This is a genomic window from Klebsiella quasivariicola, from assembly GCF_002269255.1.
In the GTDB taxonomy this organism is placed as follows: Bacteria; Pseudomonadota; Gammaproteobacteria; order Enterobacterales; family Enterobacteriaceae; genus Klebsiella; species Klebsiella quasivariicola.
On the sequence record NZ_CP022823.1, the window covers coordinates 2,045,210 to 2,067,421 of the forward strand.

The following is a 22,212-nucleotide window of genomic DNA, read 5'->3' on the forward strand; positions in this document are numbered from 1 at the left end:
CTTTAAGTATAGCCGGTCTAAAAAAACACCAGTCACTGGCCACGACGCTGCGAGTTGCGCGGTTTTGTTCTACACTGGCTGAAAAATAGAGGAGATGAATTATGCAGGTGAACGATCGTGTGACAGTGAAGACCGACGGTGGTCCACGTCGGTCGGGCGTAGTACTGGCAATTGAGTCGTTTAGTGAAGGGACGATGTATCTGGTTTCGCTGGAAGACTATCCGCTCGGGATCTGGTTTTTCAATGAAATAGGACACCCGGATGGGATCTTCGTTGAAAAAGAAGCTTCGTAAAACCGGACTGGCGGCATCACCGCCAGTTTGTTTTAGCGCATATTCACCTGAATACCTGAAGTGATGTTTTCGGTGAGTCGAACGATATGGTAAATAACTTGTTTATTATGCGTCTGGATTTTCTTTTTAATATTGCCTTTATGGGATGATACTGTCTTTGCTTTGATGTTCATTTGCGTTGAAATTTGCGTTGTCCCATGTCCGGCCATCCACATTTGCAGCATATTTGATTCTGTTTTACTCAATGACAAGGTGGGTAAATTTAACTGCCCCAGGCTGCTATTTTTGCATTTGAGATAATTAACCAGAATGACATCAAGGTCTTTTGGTGTTATCGATTTTGAACTGATCAACAGGTTCTTACGTACCCGTAGATAACGGTCAAAATGGATGTTTGCCAGCGACATAAAGATAACAAACAGCGTGGCCGGATTTTGCACGATGATCTGACGGATAATTGTATTACTCTCATCGTCATGCACGAAACAATCTTCATTAAGAAAGACCACCGCCGGACGACCCGACGCGCAGTGGTTTTGCAGTTCTGTGACTGCACGGACCTCAACGATATCCTGCTTTTTTATACCCCGGCTAGTCAGGTATCCCGTTAATCCCAACCGGGTATAGCTGCACAAATCCATAATCATCGTTGACATGACCCATCCTCAATCAACACGTAACGATATTCACTTCCCACCGGTGATGGGAAGCAGTCCTTGCGGGCGGAAATAATAGTAGGTAAGAAAGAACCCTTTAGTTCCTTTAAACTATTCCGCATCCATGCATATAATTTGCCAGGAAAACTCTTAAAGTAAAGTCGAGAACCGGTAGTGTGAGCGAATTAAAAACAAAAAGTGCCCATAGATGCTATGGTTACGGCCTTGTTAATATTTTATTTTCAGAATTTCCTTATTTCAAATGAAAGGCGCCATGCTGGCTCAGGCTAGGCTCAGGGGTTCCACTGACGTCGGGGCTGGAAGGCTTAACGCTTTAATGCCACAATACTTTTTTATCGGCTTGTGGGATGAATGATGAAACAGTTAGTTTTTGCGGGCATGGTCGTGGCGCTGGCCGGATGTGTGCAGGTTGATCATTACGACGACGTTGTTAAAGCGCCAGCACCGGCCGGTCTTGAGGGCTACTGGCAATCGAAAGGGCCGCAGAGCGAAATGATGAGTCCGGACGCGATTGCCAGCCTGATTGTCACCAAAGAAGGGGATACTTTCGACTGTCGCCAGTGGCAGCGTGTGATCGCGCAGCCGGGTAAACTGATGAACCGCGATAGTCAGGTTTACAACGTCACGGCTTCCCTGGATATCTATCCGATCGAGCGTGAAGGTAACATGCTGTCCTATGATCGTATGACGCTGACCCGCGTTGAACGCCTCACTCCCGAGTGTGAAAAGGCATGGGCGAAAGCGCGTGCGACTGGACCCGTCAGCGCGCCTGCCACTGCGCGTTAAAACACCGGCGGGCCATGTTGGCCCGCCCGTCGATTATCACCTCACAGCACTGCTTCCATTACCCACACGCTGACGCTTCCCCCGTTGCAGGTAAAGGTCGCGCAGCCATCGTCGTCGGTTTCAACAATCTCTTCCCGGTTACCGAGAAAATCCCGCCAACGTTTTTTGCCATAATTTTCGCCCAGCGTCAGGGTCTTTTCCCCCTCATCGCCATTGGACATGACCACCACGCAACCAGGATCCTCGTCGGTGCCGCTGCGGCTGAAGGCGATACAGTTGGGGTGATCGAACCAGAGCGTTTGCACACCGTGCGCAAAGCGCTGACGGGCGTCGATCAGTTCGTGCAGTTGCTCGATAACGGGCATCTCTATAGCGTAGGTTTGTCCGTCACCGCCGGTATCTTCATAGGAGGCGCCGAAGAGATCGGCATAGAAGACCGAGGGCACCCCATTTTCACGTAGCAGGATCAGCGCATAGGCCAGCGGTTTAAACCACGGCTCAACTGGCGCCTCGAGGGCCTGCAGCGGCTGGGTGTCATGATTGGTAACCAGGGTAACGGCATGGAACGGGTCAGCTTCCACCAGCGTTCCGCTGAAAATCTGGCTCATGTCATAATCGCGCCCCTGGCGCGACGCTTCATGAAATTTCATCTGCAGCGGGGCATCAAACAGCATCGTCTTGCCCTCGACCAGGTCGATATACTGCTGCAGCTTCTCCACTTCATGGGACCAGTATTCCGCCACAATAAACAATGGCTGCGGCGCCACCTCCTGAACGTGTTCGATCCACACTTTGTAAAACCAGGCGGGAATATGCTTCACCGCGTCAAGACGAAAACCGTCGCAGCCGGTTTGCTCCATCACCCAGCGCGCCCAGTATTTGATCTCCTCGGTGACCGCATGATTGCGAAAATCGATATTGGCGCCCATCAGGTAATCGAAGTTACCCAGTTCATCGTCAACCTGTTCATTCCAGCCCTCGCCGGTGTAATCGTTGACGATTTTAAATACGCCGTCTTCCGTCGGGTTTTCGATATGATCAATGCCGCTAAAACATTTGTAGTCCCAGACAAACTGGGAATACTGACCGGCCCGCACCGGGAAGGTGTAACGAGTCCAGGCCTCGCACTCAATGATCTCTTCATCAATCTGGGTGCGGTCCTGCTCATCGACGCGCTGGACCCGTAGCGCTTCTTTTTCATCGGCGCCCATTTTATGGTTTACCACCACGTCCAGCAGCACGGCGATGTTGTGCTCCTTCAGGGCCTTTATGGCCGCCAGCAGCTGCGCTTTATCGCCATACTTAGTGGCGACAGAGCCCTTTTGATCAAACTCGCCGAGATCAAAGAGGTCGTAGGTGTCATAGCCGACGGAATAACCGCCTGAAGCACCTTTGTAAGCGGGGGGCAACCAGACCATATTGATGCCAATCTCATTGAGACTGGGGGCCAGCGCTTCGACCTCAGGCCACAGTTCGCCGCCAGTGGGGTAGTACCAGTGAAAACATTGCAACAAGGTGGGGTTTTTCATCTTCCATGCTCCAGACGTCAACAGGCTGACCTTTGCAGTATGGGAGATATCCAGCAAAACGGGGGAGGAAAGGCCTGATTTTCGCTATACCCTAAACGGGATCATATATAATAAATTGGCATAAGATGTAGCGTAACGATGTTGGTGTGAGGCCGTTAAGCGCTTTACACTACAGGAAAATCCTAACCTTCGGGGTATCTATGAAATTAGCACTTCTGGGTCGTCAGGCGCTGATGGGCGCGATGGCCGTTGTTTTGATGGCTGGCGTCAGCGTGAAAACTTTTGCGGCGGAAAACCTGCTTAATCAGATTAAAGAGCGCGGCACCCTGCGCGTGGGCCTCGAAGGCACCTATCCTCCTTTTAGCTTTCAGGGTGATGACGGCAAGCTGACCGGGTTTGAAGTGGAGTTTGCCAATGAGCTGGCTAAACACCTCGGCGTGAAAGCCGATCTCAAGCCGACCAAATGGGACGGTATGCTGGCATCGCTGGACTCCAAACGCATTGACGTGGTGATTAACCAGGTCACTATCTCCGATGAACGTAAGAAGAAATATGATTTCTCTACCCCGTATACCATCTCTGGCGTGCAGGCGCTGGTGAAAAAGGGTAACGAAGGCGCGATTAAAACCGCGGCGGATCTGAAAGGCAAGAAAGTCGGGGTTGGGCTGGGCACTAACTATGAAGAGTGGCTGCGTCAGAACGTGCAGGGCGTTGATGTTCGCACCTATGATGACGACCCGACGAAGTACCAGGATCTGCGCGTTGGCCGTATTGACGCCATTCTGGTCGACCGTCTGGCCGCGCTGGATCTGGTGAAAAAAACCAACAATACCCTGGCAGTAACCGGTGAAGCGTTCTCCCGTCAGGAGGCCGGCGTGGCGCTGCGCAAAGGCAACGACGATCTGCTGAAAGCGGTAGATGGCGCGATAGCCGATATGCAGAAAGATGGCAGCCTGAAGGCGCTGTCCGAGAAATGGTTTGGCGCTGACGTGACGAAATAACGGACGGCGGGTAAAAAAGGCGCTCCTGGAAGCGCCTTTTTTATTTAGCGCATAACTGTGTGCATAATGAAGCATAACTGAGTCAGGAGGGGCCATGTCACTGCAAAATTTAACCCGCTTTCCGCGTCTGGAACTGATTGGCGCGCCAACGCCGCTGGAGTATCTGCCGCGTCTGTCCGATCACCTCGGACGTGAAATTTTCATCAAACGTGATGATACGACGCCGCTGGCGATGGGGGGCAACAAACTGCGTAAGCTGGAGTTTCTTGCCGCCGATGCGCTACGCGAAGGCGCGGATACCTTAATCACCGCCGGCGCGATCCAGTCTAATCACGTGCGGCAGACTGCCGCGGTCGCCGCCAAACTGGGGCTGCACTGCGTGGCGCTGCTGGAAAACCCCATCGGCACCCGGGCGGAGAACTATCTGAGCAATGGTAACCGCCTGCTGCTGGATCTGTTTAACACCCAGGTTGAGATGTGTGATGCCCTGACCGATCCTGCCGCCCAGCTCGACGAGCTGGCGACCCGTATCGAGGCGCAGGGATATCGTCCGTACGTTATTCCGGTTGGCGGTTCGAACGCCCTCGGAGCGCTAGGCTATGTGGAAAGCGCGCTGGAAATTGCCCAGCAGTGTGACGGCGCGGTGGAGATTTCGTCGGTCGTGGTGGCGTCCGGCAGCGCCGGTACGCATGCCGGGCTGGCGGTCGGCCTTGAACAACTGATGCCGCAGGCAGAACTAATTGGGGTGACGGTATCGCGCTCGGTCGCGGACCAATTGCCGAAAGTGGTGGCGCTGCAGCAGGCCGTGGCCAACAGTCTGGCGCTGCAGGCGCAAGCCGACATTCAGCTGTGGGATGATTACTTTGCCCCGGGCTACGGTACGCCGAACGAAGAAGGGATGGCCGCTGTGAAGCTGCTGGCGCAGCTGGAAGGTATTTTGCTTGACCCGGTCTATACCGGCAAAGCGATGGCAGGGCTTATCGACGGCATCACGCAGAAGCGATTTAAGGATGAAGGGCCGATTCTGTTCGTCCATACCGGCGGGGCGCCAGCGCTGTTTGCCTATCATCCGCACCTTTAATACAGAAAACACAGCATGCAAGAAAGTATCCAACTGGTCATCGATTCCGCCCCTTTTCTGCTCAAAGGGGCCGTTTTTACACTGCAGCTGAGCATTGGCGGGATGTTTTTCGGCCTGGTGCTGGGCTTTATTCTGGCGCTGATGCGCATGTCGCCGTTGTGGCCGATAAAGTGGCTGGCGCGCATGTATATCTCCATTTTCCGCGGTACGCCGCTCATTGCCCAGCTGTTTATGATCTACTACGGCTTGCCGCAGTTTGGCATCGAGCTGGATCCGATCCCGGCGGCAATGATTGGTCTGTCGCTAAATACGGCGGCTTACGCGGCGGAGACGTTGCGTGCGGCCATCGCTTCCATCGACAAGGGGCAGTGGGAAGCGGCGGCGAGTATCGGCATGACGCCCTGGCAGACGATGCGCCGGGCTATTTTACCCCAGGCGGCGCGGGTCGCTTTGCCGCCGCTGTCCAATAGCTTTATCAGCCTGGTAAAAGATACCTCGCTGGCGGCGACGATCCAGGTGCCGGAGTTGTTCCGTCAGGCGCAGCTTATCACCTCGCGAACCCTTGAGGTCTTCACTATGTATCTGGCGGCCTCCCTCATTTACTGGGTGATGGCGACGGTACTCTCCTCGCTGCAGAACTATTTTGAAAACCAGCTGAACCGCCAGGAGCGTGATCCGAAATGAGTGCGATAGAAGTAAAAAGCCTGGTGAAAAAATTCCATGGCCAGACGGTGCTCCACGGTATCGACCTGGAGGTGCAGAAAGGGGAAGTGGTGGCGATCATCGGCCCCAGCGGCTCGGGCAAAACCACCCTGCTGCGCAGCATCAACCTGCTGGAGCAACCAGAAAGCGGCACCATCCGCGTCGGCGAGGTAACGATCGACGCCGGCCGTAGCCTCGGGCCGCAGAAAGGGCTTATCCGCCAGCTGCGCCAGCACGTTGGCTTTGTCTTCCAGAACTTTAATTTGTTTCCCCATCGTACGGTGCTGGAGAACATTATTGAAGGGCCGGTCATCGTAAAAGGGGAAGACAAGCAGGAGTCGATAGCGCGAGCCCGCGATCTGCTGGCAAAGGTGGGGCTCAGCGGAAAAGAGAACAGCTATCCGCGCCGCCTCTCCGGCGGTCAGCAGCAGCGGGTGGCTATTGCTCGCGCGCTGGCCATGCGTCCGGACGTGATCCTGTTTGATGAACCGACATCGGCCCTCGATCCTGAACTGGTAGGGGAGGTACTTAATACCATCCGCCAGCTGGCGCAGGAAAAGCGTACGATGGTTATCGTGACTCATGAGATGAGCTTCGCCCGCGATGTCGCCGATCGGGCTATTTTTATGGACCAGGGGCGGATTATCGAACAGGGTGAGGCGAAAGCGCTGTTCGCCTCACCTCAGCAGCCGCGTACCCGTCAGTTCCTCGAAAAATTCCTGATGCAGTAAATGATATGCTGGCGCGGCGGCTTCCTGACCCGGAGCTGCCGCGTTTAGCCTGCCTTCCTGTCATGGGAAGGCTCCGTCGCCTTATTCATCCTGTGGCCGTATACACCGCTTCCCATCCTCCCTGGTTGGGTGTAGAAAATGACGCCAGAGGGAGACTGAGTTTCTGCGCGTCATGAGCCAAAAGGCCAGGCATCAGGCTAATAAATGCGACAGCAACGATATTTTATACATATAAATAAGATTTATGTGTTAGTTTTCTGTATTTATAATAATGATTATCAATCAGGAGTTATTTGCACAGCTATGAGGGACAATGATTTTTTCAGCTGGCGGCGGGATATGCTGCATCAATTTCAGTCCATGGCCACCGGTGAGGAGGTTTATAATCTCCTGCAACGAGAAACTGAAGCGCTGGAATATGATTACTACACGCTTTGTGTACGTCATCCGGTGCCTTTCACCCGCCCCCGCGTCACGTTCCAGTCGACCTATCCCCGCGCATGGATGTCACACTACCAGGCTGAGAATTATTTCGCGATAGATCCTGTGTTACGGCCGGAGAATTTTTTGCGTGGTCATCTGCCATGGGACGATGGTCTGTTTCGCGATGCACCAGTATTGTGGGACGGAGCCCGCGATCACGGTCTGCAAAAAGGGGTGACCCAGTGCCTGACGCTTCCGAATCATGCACAAGGCTTTCTCTCCGTGTCGGCGAATAACCGTTTGCCGGGCTCTTACCCTGAAGATGAGCTGGAGATGCGCCTGCGAACGCTGACGGAGCTCAGCTTGCTGGCGCTGCTGCGTCTGGAAGACGAAATGGTGATGCCGCCGGAGATGAAGTTCAGCCGTCGCGAGCTGGAAATTCTTAAATGGACGGCGGAAGGGAAGACCTCGGCGGAAGTGGCAATGATTCTCTCGATTTCGGAAAATACGGTGAATTTCCATCAGAAGAATATGCAACGGAAATTTAATGCGCCGAATAAAACGCAAATCGCCTGTTACGCCGTGGCGACGGGATTAATCTGAGAGCGCCTGTCGTTCTGCGTGCCAGACGTGACACCGGCTGTCAGGGATACTTTCAGCCGGTACAGGATTACTGACGGTAAGCTTGTTTAATTTGCTTAACGGTGCTGGAGAATACGGCAGCCTGAGCCTCATCTTCCATCTGCGCGATCTGCTTTTCCATTTTAATAATCACGCGACCCGCATCCGCCTGACCCATCGCCTGTAGCATCAGCGTTATCATCGCTTTCAGGCAGGAGACTTCCTGCGCGAGTTCTTGATTATTTTCAGCAGTGGAAAAATCTGGTGTGCTCATCGATATCCTCGTTAGCTTGCTGCGCTATTGCGCATTACTCAATGTGAAGGCCGCGCAGTATACCACAAGCGAAAGAAAAAAAAGGAGTGCTGAATTTTTGTCCTCTCATCTGAGTTGTGAATGATTCAGCGCTTCGGATAATACGTAATAGCCGCCAGTCCGCCATTAATTTATTCCATCTATTTAGCACGTTAATATTTGTTACATATTTTGCTTCGTATTTATGCGCTACGTAATCTGTTGTGTTTTTTGTGCTTTCTGTATGAGGATTGTTAACAAATAAGACCAGCGCAACTGACTGTTCTCAATGACTTTCCACTATGTGTGCACAGACATTGCCATAAATGAGAGTCAAATCGAGGAGAGGGCATTTTTTTGCCTTTTAAATTAGCAATAAAACCCGGTAATATGTGGGAGATAAAGTATCAGTAGCGTTATCCCTCATTCTGGAGATTATTCCTTTGATCAACGTTCTTCTTGTTGATGACCACGAACTGGTGCGCGCAGGGATACGACGCATTCTGGAAGATATAAAAGGGATTAAAGTCGCTGGCGAAGCCTGTTGCGGCGAGGACGCCGTGAAGTGGTGCCGGGCTAATTCCGCAGATGTCGTCCTGATGGACATGAACATGCCCGGGATCGGTGGTCTTGAAGCCACGCGCAAAATCGCGCGCTCTGTGGCGGGCACGAAAGTGATCATGCTCACCGTGCATACCGAGAATCCTCTTCCTGCCAAGGTCATGCAGGCGGGGGCGGCGGGCTATCTTAGCAAGGGTGCGGCACCGCAGGAAGTGGTGAATGCGATCCGCTGCGTGGCGTCAGGACAACGCTATATTGCTTCCGATATTGCTCAGCAAATGGCGCTAAGTCAGATTGAACCGGAAAAAACGGAATCGCCGTTTGCCAGTTTGTCTGAACGCGAATTGCAGATTATGCTGATGATCACCAAAGGTCAGAAGGTGAATGAGATCTCAGAGCAGCTGAATCTGAGTCCTAAAACGGTTAACAGCTATCGCTACCGAATGTTCAGCAAATTAAACATTCATGGCGATGTGGAGCTGACCCACCTGGCAATTCGCCATGGCCTGTGTAATGCGGAGTCGTTAGCAAGCCAGTGAGTGATGTTTTTGACGCAAAAGCTTTCCTGAAAACGGTGACCAGCCAGCCCGGCGTGTATCGGATGTATGATGCTGGCGGGACCGTCATCTATGTTGGCAAAGCCAAAGATCTGAAAAAGCGGCTCAGCAGCTATTTCCGCAGCAATCTCGCGTCGCGTAAAACCGAAGCGCTGGTGGCGCAGATTGCGCAAATTGATGTCACCGTCACGCATACCGAGACGGAAGCGCTGCTGCTGGAGCATAACTATATCAAGCTGTACCAGCCACGTTACAACGTGCTGTTACGTGACGATAAATCATATCCTTTCATTTTCCTCAGCGGCGATACCCATCCGCGCCTGGCAATGCATCGTGGCGCTAAGCATGCGAAAGGCGAGTACTTTGGTCCTTTTCCCAACGGCTATGCCGTGCGGGAAACCCTGGCGCTGCTGCAGAAAATCTTCCCCATTCGCCAGTGTGAAAATAGTGTCTATCGCAACCGCTCTCGTCCCTGCCTGCAGTATCAGATTGGGCGTTGTCTTGGGCCATGCGTGGTGGGCCTGGTCAGTGAGGAAGAGTACGCTCAACAGGTCGAGTATGTGCGGCTGTTCCTGGCCGGCAAAGATGATCAGGTCCTGACCCAGCTCATCGCGAGGATGGAGAAGGCCAGCCAGAGTCTGGAGTTTGAAGAGGCGGCGCGCATTCGCGACCAGATTCAGGCCGTCCGCCGGGTGACGGAGAAACAGTTTGTCTCTAACAGCGGCGATGATCTTGACGTAATCGGCGTCGCTTTCGATGCCGGAATGGCCTGCGTTCATGTGCTGTTTATCCGTCAGGGCAAAGTGCTGGGCAGCCGCAGCTATTTTCCGAAGGTGCCGGGCGGCACCGAGCTGGGAGAGGTTGTGGAGACGTTTGTCGGCCAGTTCTATCTGCAGGGTAGCCAGATGCGCACGCTTCCGGGGGAAATTTTACTCGACTTCAGCCTCGGCGATAAAACGCTGCTGGCCGATTCACTGTCGGAGCTGGCGGGACGTCGAATCAATGTGCAAACGAAACCGCGCGGCGACCGGGCGCGTTACCTTAAGCTGGCGCGCACTAACGCGGCGACGGCGTTAACCACTAAACTGTCTCAGCAGTCGACCATCCATCAACGTTTACTGGCACTGGCTACTGTGCTGGAGCTGCCGGCCGTGAAGCGGATGGAGTGTTTTGATATCAGCCACACCATGGGCGAGCAGACCGTAGCGTCCTGTGTGGTATTTGACAGCAATGGTCCATTGCGTGCGGAGTATCGACGCTACAATATCACCGGCATTACCCCGGGCGATGATTATGCGGCGATGAATCAGGTCCTGCGTCGTCGCTATGGTAAAGCGATTGATGACAACAAAATACCGGATGTGATCTTAATCGACGGCGGAAAGGGACAGCTGGCCCAGGCGAAAGCGGTGTTTGCAGAGCTGGACGTGCCCTGGGATAAACATCATCCCCTACTGCTGGGCGTGGCAAAAGGTAGCGATCGTAAAGCCGGCCTGGAAACGTTATTCTTTGAACCGGAAGGGGAGGGGTTTAGCCTGCCGCCGGATTCGCCGGCCCTGCACGTAATCCAGCACATCCGCGATGAATCGCACGATCATGCGATTTCCGGACATCGTAAAAAACGGGCGAAAGTGAAGAGCACCAGCTCGCTTGAGACTATCGAGGGAGTGGGGCCGAAGCGTCGTCAGATGCTGCTGAAGTATATGGGCGGTTTGCAGGGGTTGCAGCAGGCCAGCGTCGAGGAAATTGCCAAAGTACCGGGCATCTCTCACGCTCTGGCAGAAAAGATCTTCTACTCGTTGAAACATTAGGGGCTCTGTAGCAACATAGGGCTAATTTTTACTTACAACAGATAGTTACCCGTCACTATGCAATTTAATATCCCTACGTTGCTTACTCTGTTTCGCGTCATACTGATCCCGTTCTTTGTGCTGGCGTTTTATCTGCCCTTTAGCTGGGCGCCGTTTGCCTGCGCGCTGATTTTCTTTGTCGCCGCGGTGACCGACTGGTTTGATGGTTTTCTGGCCCGTCGCTGGAATCAGAGCACCCGGTTTGGCGCCTTCCTTGACCCGGTGGCTGATAAAGTCATGGTGGCTATCGCCATGGTGCTGGTTGCCGAGCATTATCATACCTGGTGGGTTACGCTGCCCGCGGCGACCATGATTGCCCGTGAAATTATTATCTCGGCGCTGCGCGAGTGGATGGCGGAGCTGGGGAAACGCAGCAGCGTGGCGGTCTCGTGGATTGGTAAAGTCAAAACGACCGCGCAGATGGCCGCCCTGGTATGGATGCTGTGGCGTCCTTATCCATGGGTAGAGTGGGCCGGGATCGCGCTTTTCCTCGTGGCGGCGGTGCTGACGCTATGGTCAATGCTGCAGTATTTGAACGCGGCGCGCGGCGATTTGCTTGATCAGTGATCGTTTCGACGTTATTTTCAGCAAACGATACAAAGTTGCGAAAAATACCGTTGACTCACCGCCAGAGATAAGTAGAATGCAACGCATCGAACGGCGGCACAGTCTTCCAGACGATAACAAAATCAAGTGATTAGCAAATAACTTGATGATGCGGGAATAGCTCAGTTGGTAGAGCACGACCTTGCCAAGGTCGGGGTCGCGAGTTCGAGTCTCGTTTCCCGCTCCAGATTAACAGCATCGGCAGTTGCGGGTGCTTCAGTATCAAAGGCGCGTTAGCAAAGCGGTTATGTAGCGGATTGCAAATCCGTCTAGTCCGGTTCGACTCCGGAACGCGCCTCCACTTTATATCCCGAGCCCGGATGGTGGAATCGGTAGACACAAGGGATTTAAAATCCCTCGGCGTTCGCGCTGTGCGGGTTCAAGTCCCGCTCCGGGTACCATTGGGAAATACAGAATAATCAAAGCAATAAGCAGTGTCGTGAAACCACCTACGGGTGGTTTTTTTGTGTCTGTACTTTCGCTTTCTGATGCCTTTTCCGCCAGCCTGACTCCACGGCGTTTTTCTGTTAACTCTACCCTTGCAGTCAACGTCTCATTTGTCCCAGGACAAAACGATCTTCCCTTGCTACTATCAACCGGACTCTTATCCCAGCCTGCCGGAGGCATCATGTTCACTGGACTTTGCGCATTTCCCCTGACACCTTTGCGTCAACAAGATATCGATGAACAGGCGTTTAGCCGTATTCTTGCGCGTCTTACCGATGCCGGGGTCGACTCCCTGGGCATCTTAGGCTCAACCGGCAGCTACGCTTATCTCAGCCGTGAGCAGCGCAGACGTGTGGTGCAGGTGGCGAAGGCGCATGCGGGGTCGATCCCGATGATGGTGGGCGTCGGCGCTATTGCCACCAGCGAGGTGCTGCGGCTGGTGGAAGATGCCCAACAGGCTGGCGCAGATGCGCTGTTACTGCCGATGATGTCCTATCAGCCGCTTGCCGCGGAGGAGATCTATGCTTTTTACGAGGAGGTCTGTCGGCATGTTTCAGTGCCAGTTTGCCTGTACGACAATCCTCGCACCACACACGTCACGTTGCCGGATGAGCTGCAGACACGCATCGCCGCCTTGCCGGCCATTGCCTCGATCAAAATTCCCGGCTTGCCTGAGCCACGGGCCAGTGAGCGCGTGGCAGCCTTACGCCGTCATCTTCCTGCCCGTGTCTCGCTCGGCGTCAGCGGCGATGCCTGGGCGACAGTGGGTTTGCAGGCAGGCTGCGAAGTGTGGTACTCGGTCTGTGGCGGCCTTTTTCCCCATCTTTCCCGGGGGCTGGTCAACGCGATACGTGCCGGTGATACAACAGAGGTTATTGCGCTGAATGAGCAACTGGCGCCGCTCTGGCGGTGCTTTGACCGCTATGGCGGTAGCCTGCGGGTGATAGCCAGCGCCGCGGCGATCCTCGGGCTCTGCGATCCTGACTCGCTTCCCCGACCATTGCTGCCGTTAGGGGAGGAGGCCCGCCGTGATGTGGCAACGGCACTGCACGGTCTGGCCTGATCGCTTACCGTTGATACCGGCACAATGGGTGTCGCCGGGTGGCTTTCTGCCAACAATTCGGCTACTGTAGGCCCGATTTTTACCATGCGAGCCTGTGAATGAATACCGGACCTTTAAACGAAAACGAACTGGAATGGCTGGACGAAACCCTGGCGAAATACGCCACCGAAGGCGCTATTCTGGATGTGTCTGAACTGGATGGCCTGTTGACGGCAATCCTTTCTGCGCCGACTGACATCGAGCCTGCCGAGTGGCTGCTCGCCATCTGGGGCGGGGCGGACAATGTGCCCCGCTGGGCCAACGATCGCGAACGGGATCGCTTTGTCAATCTGACGCTGCAGCATATGAGCGACATCGCCGAGCGACTGGAGTCCTATCCCGATCAGTTTGAACCGCTGTTTGGCACCCGCGAAGCGGAAGGTCAGGAACTGACCATCGTCGAAGAGTGGTGCTTTGGCTATCTCCGCGGCGTGGCGCTGAGCGACTGGTCAACGCTGCCCGCTGAACTTCAGCCGGAGCTGGACGCGATCGCGCTCCACGGCAGCGAAGAACAGTTTGCCGCGCTGGATAATCTGACGGCGGATGAGTTTATCGCCAGCATTGAGCGTATTACCCCGGCGGCGTTGGCGCTTTATCAGTACTGGATGGCGAATCCCCAGCCGGTGCTGGTCCCACAGCCGGTGAGAAACGAGGCGAAAGTTGGACGCAACGATCCCTGTCCGTGCGGCAGCGGAAAAAAGTTTAAGCAATGCTGCTTAGCGAAATGAAAAAGGGGCCTTTCGGCCCCTTTTTTATCCCACTGCGGGTAACAGTCCGGCGACGATGCAGAACTGGATCGCTACGATGCCCACTCCGCACAGCAAAACCAGCCATAGCGCCGGAGCCCCTCCAGCCACCCGCCAGGCGGCCTGCGGATGTTGACGACGGCTCTTCATGACCAGCAGGGCTGGCAACATCAGGGCCAGCACGGCGAGCGCCACCCCGGCGTAGCCCAGCGCCATAACAAAGCCGCGGGGATAGAACAGGGCGAACGCCAGCGGCGGCAGAAAGGTGATTATGCCGCTTTGCAGACGCCCGCTGACGCTGTTTTTGCGCTGAAACATATCGGCCAGATAATCAAACAAGCCGAGCGAGACACCGAGAAATGAGGTCGCCAGCGCAAGGTCGGCAAACAGATGAACGGCCAGCTCCACGTGCGGTGAGGCAACCACTTCGCGGATCGCCTGCAGCAGACCGTTCAGACCGGCGTTTTGCGCCAGCAGGGCGGTAAAGGCTGGGGCGTCGATACTGCCCAGCGTCGCCAGTTGCCAGAAAATATAGGCCACTAATGGGATAAAGCTGCCGATAATAAACACCCGCCGCAGTTTACGTATATCGCCGCCAAGATAGCTGACGATGCTGGGCACGCTGCCGTGAAAGCCAAAGGAGGTAAAGACGACCGGAATGGCTGACAGGGCCAGGCCTTGCTCAACCGGCAGCGTCAGCAGATTCACCTGATGAATGTGCGGCATCAGCAGGGCCAGCATCACCACCAGAAAGATGATCTTGGCGCTAAACAGAAAACGGTTGAACAGATCGACCAGCGCGGTACCGATGCAGACCACCGCCCCGCCGAGCACCGTGAAGATCATTACGCCCGCTGCCGGCGGCAATTGCCAGTCCAGCCACTGATTGAGGCTGGAAGCCAGTAATTCACCGGCGCCACTGATATAGGCCGCGGTGAGCGCATATAGCAGAAACAGCATGCAGAACCCGGTAACCCACTGCCCGTATCGGCCCAGATAGCGCGCCGCTAGAGAGCCCAGCCCCATGTCGGCAGGGACATGCTGATAGACTTCCAGCAGTAAAAGCGCGGTATAGCACATCAACGCCCACAGGGTGAAAAGTAAACCCAGCGTGACGGCAAAACCGACGCCGGCGGCGGCCAATGGCATCGCCAACATTCCCGCACCGATTGTGGTGCCTGCTACGATTAAAATACTGCCCAGAGTGCGGTTTTTCACGCTTTTCGCTATCCCTACAGCAAATAACAATAAATTATGCCGCGCAGAGTAGGGGATCTTGCGGCATTCGTCAAATGAGGGTTACAAGTGGTGTAATGTAAACTTTACGAAATTTGACAGGCAAAAGTCTGCGCTGACGCAAAGCACGGGCTGCCCGTTTGGCCTAAGCTGGCAGTTTTCAGGAGGGGTTATGTCTTCTATTCATGGTCATGAAGTACTGCAGATGATGCTGGCGTCGCAGGAGTCCTGGACGGTCTCCTCGCTGGAAACGGCGATTCACCGTCGTTTCGGTGCAGAGGCGCGCTTTCATACATGTTCAGCGGAAAATTTGAGTGCTGCTGAGCTGGTGGCCTTCTTACAGAAAAAAGGCAAATTTATAGCTAAAGAGGAAGGGTTTACTACCGCAGAAAATAAGATTTGCCGCCATTAAACAATGCCGCGACGTAAAGTCGTCGCGGCCTGGGCGATTAATTTTGCGTGTCGAGGGTCGCCAGCTCTTTATCGATAAAGTACAGGCCTTCGCCGCTTTTCCCGACGAGGCTCAGTTTATCAATCACTGATTTAAATAATTTCTCTTCTTCGTGCTGTTCAGCAACATACCATTGCAGGAAATTGAAGGTCGGGTAATCCTGACTGGTCATGGCCGCGTGCGCCAGCTCGTTAATTTTACTCGTGATCAACTGCTCATGCTCATAGGTCTGGCGGAACAGTTCATCCAGCGACGCGTAGTCGGCGAACGGAGAAGCGATAGCGTTGATTCGCGGCAGGCTGCCGGTGTCGGTCAGGTAGTCGAACAGGCGTTGCATATGCGTCATCTCTTCCTGAGCATGGCGACGCAGGAACGCCGCAGCGCCTTCAAAACTATGGTAACTGCACCAGGCGCTCATCTGCTGATAAAGAAGAGAAGAATAAAGTTCAAGATTCATCTGCTCATTAAGTTTGTCGATCATTTCCGTTTTCAGCATCATCGCGCTCCTGGAATTAAAAATAGATGTTATAGGCTGCTACTATAATTTGTTATTTAATTATTTGCAAAAAGTAAATTTAAAAATAATTTATTTAAAATGCAAATGGGAATAACACGCATTGGCAGTAAAATAATAAATGAGAATGGTTTTAATTTAATTAAAATCGAAGAAGAAATAAAAATAAGGTCGTTGATGGTCTGGCGAGGGGGAGCATGACCGGCCGGCATCGGTTTCGTCCCGGCGCGGTGCGACACAGTGCTGCGCGGGCGCAGGATGCCGCAGTGGGGGCGTGAAAATGTGAAGCGCTGCGTAATTTTTAAAACAACTTTTCATAAAATTTGAAAGTTTGTTTTCATGGTAGTAAAGTACAGTCAACGCCAATGACATTCTGCGGGCAGGCCCGCACAGCATTCAGGAGAGTAAACCATGAAGATTGCACTGATGATGGAGAACAGCCAGGCGAACAAAAACGCCATCATCCTCAAGGAGCTTACCGCAGTTGCCGACGAAAAAGGATTCCCGGTCTATAACGTTGGCATGAGCGATGAGAACGATCATCACCTGACCTACATTCACCTCGGGATCATGGCCAGCATCCTGCTGAATTCGAAAGCAGTCGACTTTGTCGTCACCGGCTGCGGTACCGGGCAGGGGGCACTGATGTCGCTGAATATCCATCCGGGCGTGGTCTGCGGCTACTGTATCGATCCGGCGGATGCGTTCCTGTTTGCCCAGATCAACAACGGTAACGCTCTGTCGCTGCCGTTTGCCAAAGGTTTCGGTTGGGGCGCTGAACTGAACGTACGGTTTATCTTTGAAAAAGCGTTTACCGGTCGCAATGGCGAAGGCTATCCGCCGGAGCGTAAAGAACCGCAGGTGCGCAATGCCGGGATCCTCAACCAGGTCAAAGCAGCGGTAGTCAAAGAGAACTATCTCGACACCCTGCGCGCCATCGATCCTGAGCTGGTGAAAACCGCGGTATCCGGCCCACGCTTCCAGCAGTGTTTCTTCGAAAACTGCCAGGATAAAGCGATTGAGGCCTTCGTTCGCCAGATTGTTGGCTAATCCTTGCCAGGGCCAGCCTCGCTGGCCCTTTCGTTTATTTGTGTTTCTTTTCCGATACGCTGCTGCCTGCCGTTTTGGTCAGATGCAGGCTGTCGATCATCCCCACCAGACAGATCAACGCGATAAAGACAAACGACAGGCGAAAGGCAATTCCCGGCACAGTGGAAAGATGCAGCCAGTCGCCAACCTGCTCACCCAGGCGGATGCCGATAGCGCCGAGCGTGATCCCCAGCCCTACCGCCAGCTGCGACGCGGTACTGAACAAGGTATTGGCATCGCTCATCTGCGCGGCGGGGACATCAGCAAAGGCCAACGTGCTCACACCCGTAAACTGGATAGAGCGAAAAACCCCGCCGAGATAAAGGATCAGCATGATGGCCCAGACCGGCGTCTGCGGCGTGAGCAGCGCGCAGGCCAGCAGCGAACAGACGTTCAGCGCGCCGTTGATCAGCAGTAGCCGACGAAAGCCCAGCCAGCGAATCAGCGGCGTGGTAGCGGGTTTGATGGTCAAATTGCCGACAAAAACCGCCAGCACCAGCAGGCCGGAGTGAAAAGGATCCATGCCGAACCCCACCTGAAACAGCAGGGGAAGCAGAAAGGGCACCGCGCTGATCGAGGCCCGGAACAGCGAGCCGCCGTACATGGTTACCCGGAAAGTCGGCACCTGCAGAGCATCAAGACGAACCATCGGCGCCGCCGCCAGGCGGAAATGACGAATAGAATATAACAGACAGCCGAAGCCAAGAGCGGCAAGAGCCAGCGTCGGCCAGATCGCCGGTTGGCGATCGCCGAGCCTTTCCATTGCCGTGACCAGGCTGACCATCGCCACCGCGGTGGTGATAAAACCGGTCAGATCGAAGGAACGCCTTTCCGTCTCACGTATATCAGGAATGAGCCGCAGTGAAAGGAAAATGGCCGCCAGGCCCAGCGGAACATTGATAAAAAATATCCAGTGCCAGCTGGCGTAGCGGGTAATAAATCCGCCCAGAGGTGGGCCAATGATAGGGGCCACCAGCGCCGGCCAGGTGAGGGTGGCGATGGCCTTGATCAGCAGGTGTTTTGGCGTGGTTCGCAGTACCGCCAGGCGACCAACGGGCACCATCAGCGCGCCGCCGACCCCTTGCAGGATACGCATGGCGACAAAGGTATTCACCTCGGTGGAAAGGCCGCAAAAAACCGAGGCCAGGGTAAAGATAGCCAGGGCGAGAGTGAAAATAGCGCGGGCGCCGAAGCGATCGGCGATCCAGCCGCTGGCCGGGATCAGTACCGCGAGGGTGATCAAGTAGGCGCTGATACCGATATTCAGTTCGACTGCGCTAACACCAAAATCCCTGGCCATATCGGGCAGGGCGGTGGCGATCACCGTCCCGTCGAGAAACTCCATAAAAAAGGCGCCAGCCACCAACAGCGCAGGCGCGGAAAAAGCACGTTCGTTCCTGGAAGAGATCGCGGTAGTCATGTCATTACTGCCATTCAGAGTGTGATCCTGTGCAATACGGCAGGAAAGGTGCCGCCAGCCAGTAAGATAGTTAAAAAAACCTGCCACGGCAGGTTTTATCATCACTAACGATTTAGGGTACTATTACGCTCCGGAAAAAAGGAGCAATTAATGTCTCAACATCTTAGCGAACACGACGAGCTGGTTTCCGATGTAGTGGCCTGCCAGCTGGTTATCAAACAAATCCTCAATGTGATTGACGTCATCGCGCCGGTGGAAGTCCGTGAAAAAATGACCACTCAGCTGAAAGCGATCGACTTCGCCAGCCATCCGGCCTCTGCCGATCCGGTGACCCTTCGCGCGGTACAGAAAGCGATCGCGTTGATTGAGCTGAAGTTTACTCCACAGGAAGAAACGCATTAATACCAGACCCCGCCCGGTTACCGGGCGGGGTGTGCTACTTTAATGGGACACCACGGTCTGCGCTGGGGTTGGGTCAGCGCTTTTGAACAGTTTGCTGTTGCCCCAGCACTCTTCGTAGCGATGGCCAACCAGATCCTCCACGATAACCCGCACGTCTGGCGCAATATCACTGATTTTACCGCCCGCTTTAATCCGCGCGACTTCCTGCAGTACCACCAGATGCGCCTTACGATCCAGCTTCATCTGTTTGCTGAAGACGATAGCGGCCAGCGCTAATGCGATGACCCCGACGCAGAATACCACCGCGATAGCGGTCACTGCGCTTTCCGGCTGACTGTGCGCTTTTGACTGGAAGCCATAGAAACTCAGAATCGCTCCCATCGAAAACACCACAATCGAGCGCAGAATTTTCCCTGAAAAGGTCATGGCGCCGGCATAGATCCCTTCCCGGCGGCGTCCGGTGTAGATCTCATCGACATCGGCCAGGAAGGTGTAAACGGTCCAGGGGATATAGTAAACCCCGCCGGTACCCAGGCCGAACAGCACGGTAATGCCGAACATCAGCACTGTCGCCAGGCCGGACGGTAGATGGAAAAACCACAGCGAGGTATACAGCAGCACTGCGAAAATCACGATCCCCAGCGCCAGGATATAGGGTTTGCTGAAGCCCTTTTTCACGCACAGGCCGATAAACAGCGCGGTGGAGATGAGCTGCAGAATCGAGTTCAGGCTGTTCAGGCCCGCCACCATCGCCGGATCATGTTGTAGAACGAAGATCACGAAGTAGGTGAAAATGGAGGCAAACAGCCATTCCGCGCCAAACCCGCAGAGGTACATACCGAGATGTTTACGGAACACGCGTAGATAAAAAGTGGAACGCATATCTTTGGCCAGCGATAGCAGGGTGCTGAACAATCCTTTTTTCGCGCTGGTATCGACTTCCTCGTCGCGCTCGCGCTCCCAGCTGCACAGCCACAGGCAGGAAATGGCGATGATCAGAATTACGCCATAGGTTAGTCCGGTGAGGAAGAAGGGAGTCGCGGAATCTTTGCCATACAGCAGAATGAACTGTCCGGGAATAAACGCCGCGAGGAAGTTGGCCAGCTTGCCGAAGATGGCTTTATAGCCGGTAAGCTTTGAGCGCAGCGAGAAATCATCAGTCATCTCTGTCGCCAGTGTTTCATAGGGCACCATGATAGAGGTGTAGATGATCTCAAATACCACATAGGTACACAGGTAATACCAGAAACTGAGACCCTCCACCCACAGCAGCGGGTAGAACATCATCAGCGGAATGCCGATCAGCAGAAAGAAACGCCGGCGGCCAAAGCGTTTACCTAACCGCGTTTTACCAAAGTTATCCGTCAGATAACCCATCAGTGGGTTGCTGATGGCGTCGATGATGCTCGCGACGGAGAAGATAAATGAGGCCTCGATCAGCGTCAGGCCGCAGAAGGTTGTATAAAAATAGAGTAACCACGCTCCGCTAATCGCCAGTGCGCCGCTTCCCAACAGGTTGCCGCCGCCGTAGGCTAACTGATGGCGTAACAAAATCGGTCTTCCCTGCAGCCGTTCAGTGGCTGAAGCCGTGTATCGAGCCATAAAATAAACCCCGTGTTTTAAATTTTTGAAACACTGTTTTTATATTTCTTTTCGGCTCAGCAAAAAGTGACCTTGCTCACTAATCCCTCTTAAGGGGTAACGGCGACCAGGGAATGGGATCGAGTTAAAACTTTTTTATTCTTTTGAAGAATAGATGACAGGGAAAATTGACGAAATGGTGTTAAAGGAGAGGGCGGGGCAGCGCGGTCGCGCTCCCCCTGACCGGGTACCTGATACGGCTTAGTGCGGTTTCTGTGCGTCCCCGACGAACGCCATCAGACGACGATCGGTCTGCTCCATCCCGAGTCCGGCTTTATCGGCATTACGAATTTCCTCAAGCACGCTTTGCAATAGCAGGCCATCCTGCTGCTGCTCCTCCGCCAGCAGCGTGAGAAACCGCCAGGTGCTGTCATCGCTTTGCGCTTTGGCTTCCTGGGCGAGACCGCTCAACATAGTGCTGCGCTGACGGTAATCGAGCAGGGTCTGGGTAAACAGGTCTTCCAGCGAGCTACACTCTGGATTACAGGCGTGGTCGGGATTGACGATAGGCCAGCTGCCGGCTTTTTTCAGATAGTCAAACACGCGCATGGTGAGCGTAATGCTGCATTGCGCGCGGGTGCGCAGAAACGTCGCGGCGCCGTCGAAGCGATGCCGGGCGCACCACTCGCTTAAGTTCAGATAAACGTTAGAGGCGTGGAACTCAAGATTCATTTGGGTGTTTAGCTTTTGTGCCATTCCTGGAACTGCCATAAAAATATCCTTATTAACCGGGAAGGGTTACTGATGCGCATCACCTCAGTGGATGGAAACAGCCAAGTAAAAGGGTGACGCACTGCACTGTTGCAGAATAATAAAACTCTACACATTCCATATGTGTCGGGTAATATTTCCGCTTACCGACCAGTTAAGAATACTCGCTGAAATGAATTAAGAAAACTCTCAATATGGGTAATTTACGTTTTGTTACACCATTATTCATAAATGACAGCGAGCTTGAGCTGTGCGGCGCCGACTGGGGCGTGTAGTGCTGATTAGGTTATAAGTTATCGCTATTTGACTACGAAATTAATCGTAGAAGAAAAAGAAATAAGTTATTTCATAAGCAATGTTTCAGGTTGATGATGATTATTTTTATTTTTTGTTGCAGGCTTTTTTATAAGAGGGATAGCCTTTTATTCGGAATAAATTACGTTAAAGATCCGTTTTTTCGCGATATTAAACGGGCCTCAGTACGATTCCGGCATCAGACCGTTGATCATGATGCCCGGCAGGCGGGAAACGGCCCTTTCAAACGCATTATCCTCATCGTTATAACAGCGATTTAACTCCCTGTTAAAACCTCTCTGACATCGCAAGGATAAGTCTGCTGATGGTATAGATAATCCTGCTATATCCAGGTTAAATTGTATGACAATTATGTCTTTTTTTATGTCATTTTTTGCTAAATGTATGTACGCAATTACTGTAATTCCGCGATGTGATGATGCTCTCGT

At 53.7% G+C, this 22,212-nt stretch carries 23 protein-coding genes, 3 tRNA genes and 2 pseudogenes; 19 read left to right on the plus strand and 9 right to left on the minus strand.

Translation table 11 applies throughout. The features are described 5' to 3' along the window. Nucleotides 1-101 precede the first annotated feature (101 nt). Nucleotides 102-293 carry a protein DsrB gene (dsrB, locus tag B8P98_RS10210; protein WP_012541227.1) on the plus strand — a complete coding sequence of 64 codons (192 nt, stop codon included), beginning with the start codon at nt 102-104 and terminating at the stop codon, nt 291-293. A gap of 32 nt (nt 294-325) precedes the next feature. On the opposite strand, the gene rcsA is transcribed toward dsrB, so the two are convergent. Continuing rightward, entirely contained in the window at nt 326-949 is a 624-nt protein-coding gene (gene rcsA / locus B8P98_RS10215) for a transcriptional regulator RcsA (RefSeq protein WP_080896651.1), read from the minus strand. A gap of 372 nt (nt 950-1,321) precedes the next feature. Between rcsA and yedD the strand changes: the two genes are divergently transcribed. After that, nucleotides 1,322-1,756 (plus strand): lipoprotein YedD, encoded by a 435-nt coding sequence (gene yedD, locus B8P98_RS10220; protein ID WP_167382648.1) that lies wholly within the window; start codon nt 1,322-1,324, stop codon nt 1,754-1,756. 41 nt (nt 1,757-1,797) lie between these two features. Here yedD and amyA read toward each other — a convergent pair whose 3' ends face one another. Then, nucleotides 1,798-3,285 (minus strand): alpha-amylase, encoded by a 1,488-nt coding sequence (gene amyA, locus B8P98_RS10225; protein ID WP_025711134.1) that lies wholly within the window; start codon nt 3,283-3,285, stop codon nt 1,798-1,800. A gap of 200 nt (nt 3,286-3,485) precedes the next feature. On the opposite strand from amyA, the gene tcyJ reads away from it, so the two are divergent. The 5 genes from tcyJ (at nt 3,486) to sdiA (ending at nt 7,826) form a co-directional block, all read left to right on the plus strand. Continuing rightward, nucleotides 3,486-4,286 (plus strand): cystine ABC transporter substrate-binding protein, encoded by an 801-nt coding sequence (gene tcyJ / locus B8P98_RS10230; protein WP_004203468.1) that lies wholly within the window; start codon nt 3,486-3,488, stop codon nt 4,284-4,286. 94 nt (nt 4,287-4,380) lie between these two features. Continuing rightward, nucleotides 4,381-5,367 carry a D-cysteine desulfhydrase gene (gene dcyD / locus B8P98_RS10235; RefSeq protein ID WP_025711133.1) on the plus strand — a complete coding sequence of 329 codons (987 nt, stop codon included), beginning with the start codon at nt 4,381-4,383 and terminating at the stop codon, nt 5,365-5,367. Between the two features lie 15 nt (nt 5,368-5,382). After that, nucleotides 5,383-6,051: a cystine ABC transporter permease gene (tcyL, locus tag B8P98_RS10240; protein ID WP_025711132.1), complete on the plus strand. Its 669-nt coding sequence runs from the start codon at nt 5,383-5,385 to the stop codon at nt 6,049-6,051. Continuing rightward, nucleotides 6,048-6,800, plus strand: a complete 753-nt coding sequence (gene tcyN / locus B8P98_RS10245; RefSeq protein WP_025711131.1) for an L-cystine ABC transporter ATP-binding protein TcyN — start codon at nt 6,048-6,050, stop codon at nt 6,798-6,800. Before tcyL ends, tcyN begins: the two co-directional genes overlap by 4 nt. Nucleotides 6,801-7,103: 303 nt before the next feature. After that, nucleotides 7,104-7,826, plus strand: coding sequence for a transcriptional regulator SdiA (gene sdiA, locus B8P98_RS10250; protein ID WP_025711130.1), 723 nt, complete (start codon nt 7,104-7,106; stop codon nt 7,824-7,826). A gap of 67 nt (nt 7,827-7,893) precedes the next feature. Here the strand turns inward: sdiA and B8P98_RS10255 are convergent, their stop codons facing one another. Then, nucleotides 7,894-8,118: a DUF2594 family protein gene (locus B8P98_RS10255; protein WP_004122104.1), complete on the minus strand. Its 225-nt coding sequence runs from the start codon at nt 8,116-8,118 to the stop codon at nt 7,894-7,896. Nucleotides 8,119-8,579: 461 nt separating this feature from the next. On the opposite strand from B8P98_RS10255, the gene uvrY reads away from it, so the two are divergent. The 8 genes from uvrY (at nt 8,580) to B8P98_RS10300 (ending at nt 13,987) form a co-directional block, all read left to right on the plus strand. Continuing rightward, nucleotides 8,580-9,236, plus strand: coding sequence for a UvrY/SirA/GacA family response regulator transcription factor (gene uvrY, locus B8P98_RS10260; RefSeq protein ID WP_002911539.1), 657 nt, complete (start codon nt 8,580-8,582; stop codon nt 9,234-9,236). Continuing rightward, nucleotides 9,233-11,065 carry an excinuclease ABC subunit UvrC gene (gene uvrC / locus B8P98_RS10265; protein WP_025711129.1) on the plus strand — a complete coding sequence of 611 codons (1,833 nt, stop codon included), beginning with the start codon at nt 9,233-9,235 and terminating at the stop codon, nt 11,063-11,065. Before uvrY ends, uvrC begins: the two co-directional genes overlap by 4 nt. Before the next feature lie 57 nt (nt 11,066-11,122). Then, nucleotides 11,123-11,671 carry a CDP-diacylglycerol--glycerol-3-phosphate 3-phosphatidyltransferase gene (pgsA, locus tag B8P98_RS10270; RefSeq protein WP_008804219.1) on the plus strand — a complete coding sequence of 183 codons (549 nt, stop codon included), beginning with the start codon at nt 11,123-11,125 and terminating at the stop codon, nt 11,669-11,671. 150 nt (nt 11,672-11,821) lie between these two features. Continuing rightward, nucleotides 11,822-11,897 (plus strand) — tRNA-Gly (locus B8P98_RS10275). A 40-nt stretch (nt 11,898-11,937) separates the two neighbouring features. Beyond that, nucleotides 11,938-12,011: transfer RNA gene (locus B8P98_RS10280), tRNA-Cys, on the plus strand. 13 nt (nt 12,012-12,024) lie between these two features. Continuing rightward, nucleotides 12,025-12,111: transfer RNA gene (locus B8P98_RS10285), tRNA-Leu, on the plus strand. A gap of 227 nt (nt 12,112-12,338) precedes the next feature. Further along, a complete protein-coding gene (locus B8P98_RS10295; protein ID WP_025711128.1) occupies nt 12,339-13,220 on the plus strand; it encodes a dihydrodipicolinate synthase family protein in 882 nt (293 codons plus the stop codon). A 98-nt stretch (nt 13,221-13,318) separates the two neighbouring features. Then, a complete protein-coding gene (locus tag B8P98_RS10300) occupies nt 13,319-13,987 on the plus strand; it encodes a YecA/YgfB family protein (protein ID WP_025711127.1) in 669 nt (222 codons plus the stop codon). Nucleotides 13,988-14,011: 24 nt separating this feature from the next. Here B8P98_RS10300 and tyrP read toward each other — a convergent pair whose 3' ends face one another. Beyond that, entirely contained in the window at nt 14,012-15,223 is a 1,212-nt protein-coding gene (tyrP, locus tag B8P98_RS10305) for a tyrosine transporter TyrP (RefSeq protein ID WP_025711126.1), read from the minus strand. A gap of 190 nt (nt 15,224-15,413) precedes the next feature. Between tyrP and B8P98_RS10310 the strand changes: the two genes are divergently transcribed. Then, nucleotides 15,414-15,653 (plus strand): YecH family metal-binding protein, encoded by a 240-nt coding sequence (locus B8P98_RS10310; protein WP_080896653.1) that lies wholly within the window; start codon nt 15,414-15,416, stop codon nt 15,651-15,653. 37 nt (nt 15,654-15,690) lie between these two features. Here the strand turns inward: B8P98_RS10310 and ftnA are convergent, their stop codons facing one another. Both ftnA and B8P98_RS31595 read right to left on the minus strand, forming a co-directional pair. Further along, on the minus strand, nt 15,691-16,188 hold the full coding sequence (gene ftnA, locus B8P98_RS10315; RefSeq protein ID WP_025711124.1) for a non-heme ferritin: 498 nt from the start codon (nt 16,186-16,188) through the stop codon (nt 15,691-15,693). Nucleotides 16,189-16,244: 56 nt separating this feature from the next. Then, nucleotides 16,245-16,349: pseudogene (locus B8P98_RS31595) on the minus strand (hypothetical protein); the annotation flags it as partial. A 268-nt stretch (nt 16,350-16,617) separates the two neighbouring features. On the opposite strand from B8P98_RS31595, the gene B8P98_RS10320 reads away from it, so the two are divergent. Further along, nucleotides 16,618-17,256, plus strand: a complete 639-nt coding sequence (locus B8P98_RS10320) for an RpiB/LacA/LacB family sugar-phosphate isomerase (protein ID WP_004899182.1) — start codon at nt 16,618-16,620, stop codon at nt 17,254-17,256. A gap of 34 nt (nt 17,257-17,290) precedes the next feature. On the opposite strand, the gene B8P98_RS10325 is transcribed toward B8P98_RS10320, so the two are convergent. Further along, on the minus strand, nt 17,291-18,715 hold the full coding sequence (locus B8P98_RS10325) for an MFS transporter (protein WP_095033626.1): 1,425 nt from the start codon (nt 18,713-18,715) through the stop codon (nt 17,291-17,293). Between the two features lie 150 nt (nt 18,716-18,865). On the opposite strand from B8P98_RS10325, the gene B8P98_RS10330 reads away from it, so the two are divergent. Continuing rightward, the gene (locus B8P98_RS10330) at nt 18,866-19,117 is read left to right on the plus strand and encodes a DUF2766 family protein (protein ID WP_095032965.1); all 252 of its coding nucleotides are present in this window, start codon (nt 18,866-18,868) and stop codon (nt 19,115-19,117) included. Between the two features lie 39 nt (nt 19,118-19,156). Here the strand turns inward: B8P98_RS10330 and B8P98_RS10335 are convergent, their stop codons facing one another. Further along, a complete protein-coding gene (locus B8P98_RS10335; RefSeq protein WP_025711121.1) occupies nt 19,157-20,668 on the minus strand; it encodes an MFS transporter in 1,512 nt (503 codons plus the stop codon). Between the two features lie 72 nt (nt 20,669-20,740). Here B8P98_RS10335 and B8P98_RS30805 point away from each other — a divergent pair. Further along, nucleotides 20,741-20,809, plus strand: a pseudogene (locus B8P98_RS30805) (succinate dehydrogenase); the annotation flags it as partial. A gap of 150 nt (nt 20,810-20,959) precedes the next feature. Here B8P98_RS30805 and B8P98_RS10345 read toward each other — a convergent pair. Next, nucleotides 20,960-21,469, minus strand: coding sequence for a non-heme ferritin-like protein (locus B8P98_RS10345; protein WP_025711120.1), 510 nt, complete (start codon nt 21,467-21,469; stop codon nt 20,960-20,962). Nucleotides 21,470-22,212 lie beyond the last annotated feature (743 nt).

Coding starts and splice junctions, on each gene's coding strand:
- B8P98_RS10345 (WP_025711120.1), bottom strand. CDS start 21,469: ATGGCAGTTCCAGGAATGGCACAAAAGCTAAACACCCAAATGAATCTT.
- sdiA (WP_025711130.1), top strand. CDS start 7,104: ATGAGGGACAATGATTTTTTCAGCTGGCGGCGGGATATGCTGCATCAA.
- rcsA (WP_080896651.1), bottom strand. CDS start 949: ATGTCAACGATGATTATGGATTTGTGCAGCTATACCCGGTTGGGATTA.
- B8P98_RS10320 (WP_004899182.1), top strand. CDS start 16,618: ATGAAGATTGCACTGATGATGGAGAACAGCCAGGCGAACAAAAACGCC.
- B8P98_RS10330 (WP_095032965.1), top strand. CDS start 18,866: ATGTCTCAACATCTTAGCGAACACGACGAGCTGGTTTCCGATGTAGTG.
- B8P98_RS10300 (WP_025711127.1), top strand. CDS start 13,319: ATGAATACCGGACCTTTAAACGAAAACGAACTGGAATGGCTGGACGAA.
- pgsA (WP_008804219.1), top strand. CDS start 11,123: ATGCAATTTAATATCCCTACGTTGCTTACTCTGTTTCGCGTCATACTG.
- tcyL (WP_025711132.1), top strand. CDS start 5,383: ATGCAAGAAAGTATCCAACTGGTCATCGATTCCGCCCCTTTTCTGCTC.
- tcyN (WP_025711131.1), top strand. CDS start 6,048: ATGAGTGCGATAGAAGTAAAAAGCCTGGTGAAAAAATTCCATGGCCAG.
- dcyD (WP_025711133.1), top strand. CDS start 4,381: ATGTCACTGCAAAATTTAACCCGCTTTCCGCGTCTGGAACTGATTGGC.
- B8P98_RS10325 (WP_095033626.1), bottom strand. CDS start 18,715: ATGACTACCGCGATCTCTTCCAGGAACGAACGTGCTTTTTCCGCGCCT.
- B8P98_RS10310 (WP_080896653.1), top strand. CDS start 15,414: ATGTCTTCTATTCATGGTCATGAAGTACTGCAGATGATGCTGGCGTCG.
- ftnA (WP_025711124.1), bottom strand. CDS start 16,188: ATGCTGAAAACGGAAATGATCGACAAACTTAATGAGCAGATGAATCTT.
- amyA (WP_025711134.1), bottom strand. CDS start 3,285: ATGAAAAACCCCACCTTGTTGCAATGTTTTCACTGGTACTACCCCACT.
- yedD (WP_167382648.1), top strand. CDS start 1,322: ATGATGAAACAGTTAGTTTTTGCGGGCATGGTCGTGGCGCTGGCCGGA.
- B8P98_RS10255 (WP_004122104.1), bottom strand. CDS start 8,118: ATGAGCACACCAGATTTTTCCACTGCTGAAAATAATCAAGAACTCGCG.
- dsrB (WP_012541227.1), top strand. CDS start 102: ATGCAGGTGAACGATCGTGTGACAGTGAAGACCGACGGTGGTCCACGT.
- B8P98_RS10295 (WP_025711128.1), top strand. CDS start 12,339: ATGTTCACTGGACTTTGCGCATTTCCCCTGACACCTTTGCGTCAACAA.
- tcyJ (WP_004203468.1), top strand. CDS start 3,486: ATGAAATTAGCACTTCTGGGTCGTCAGGCGCTGATGGGCGCGATGGCC.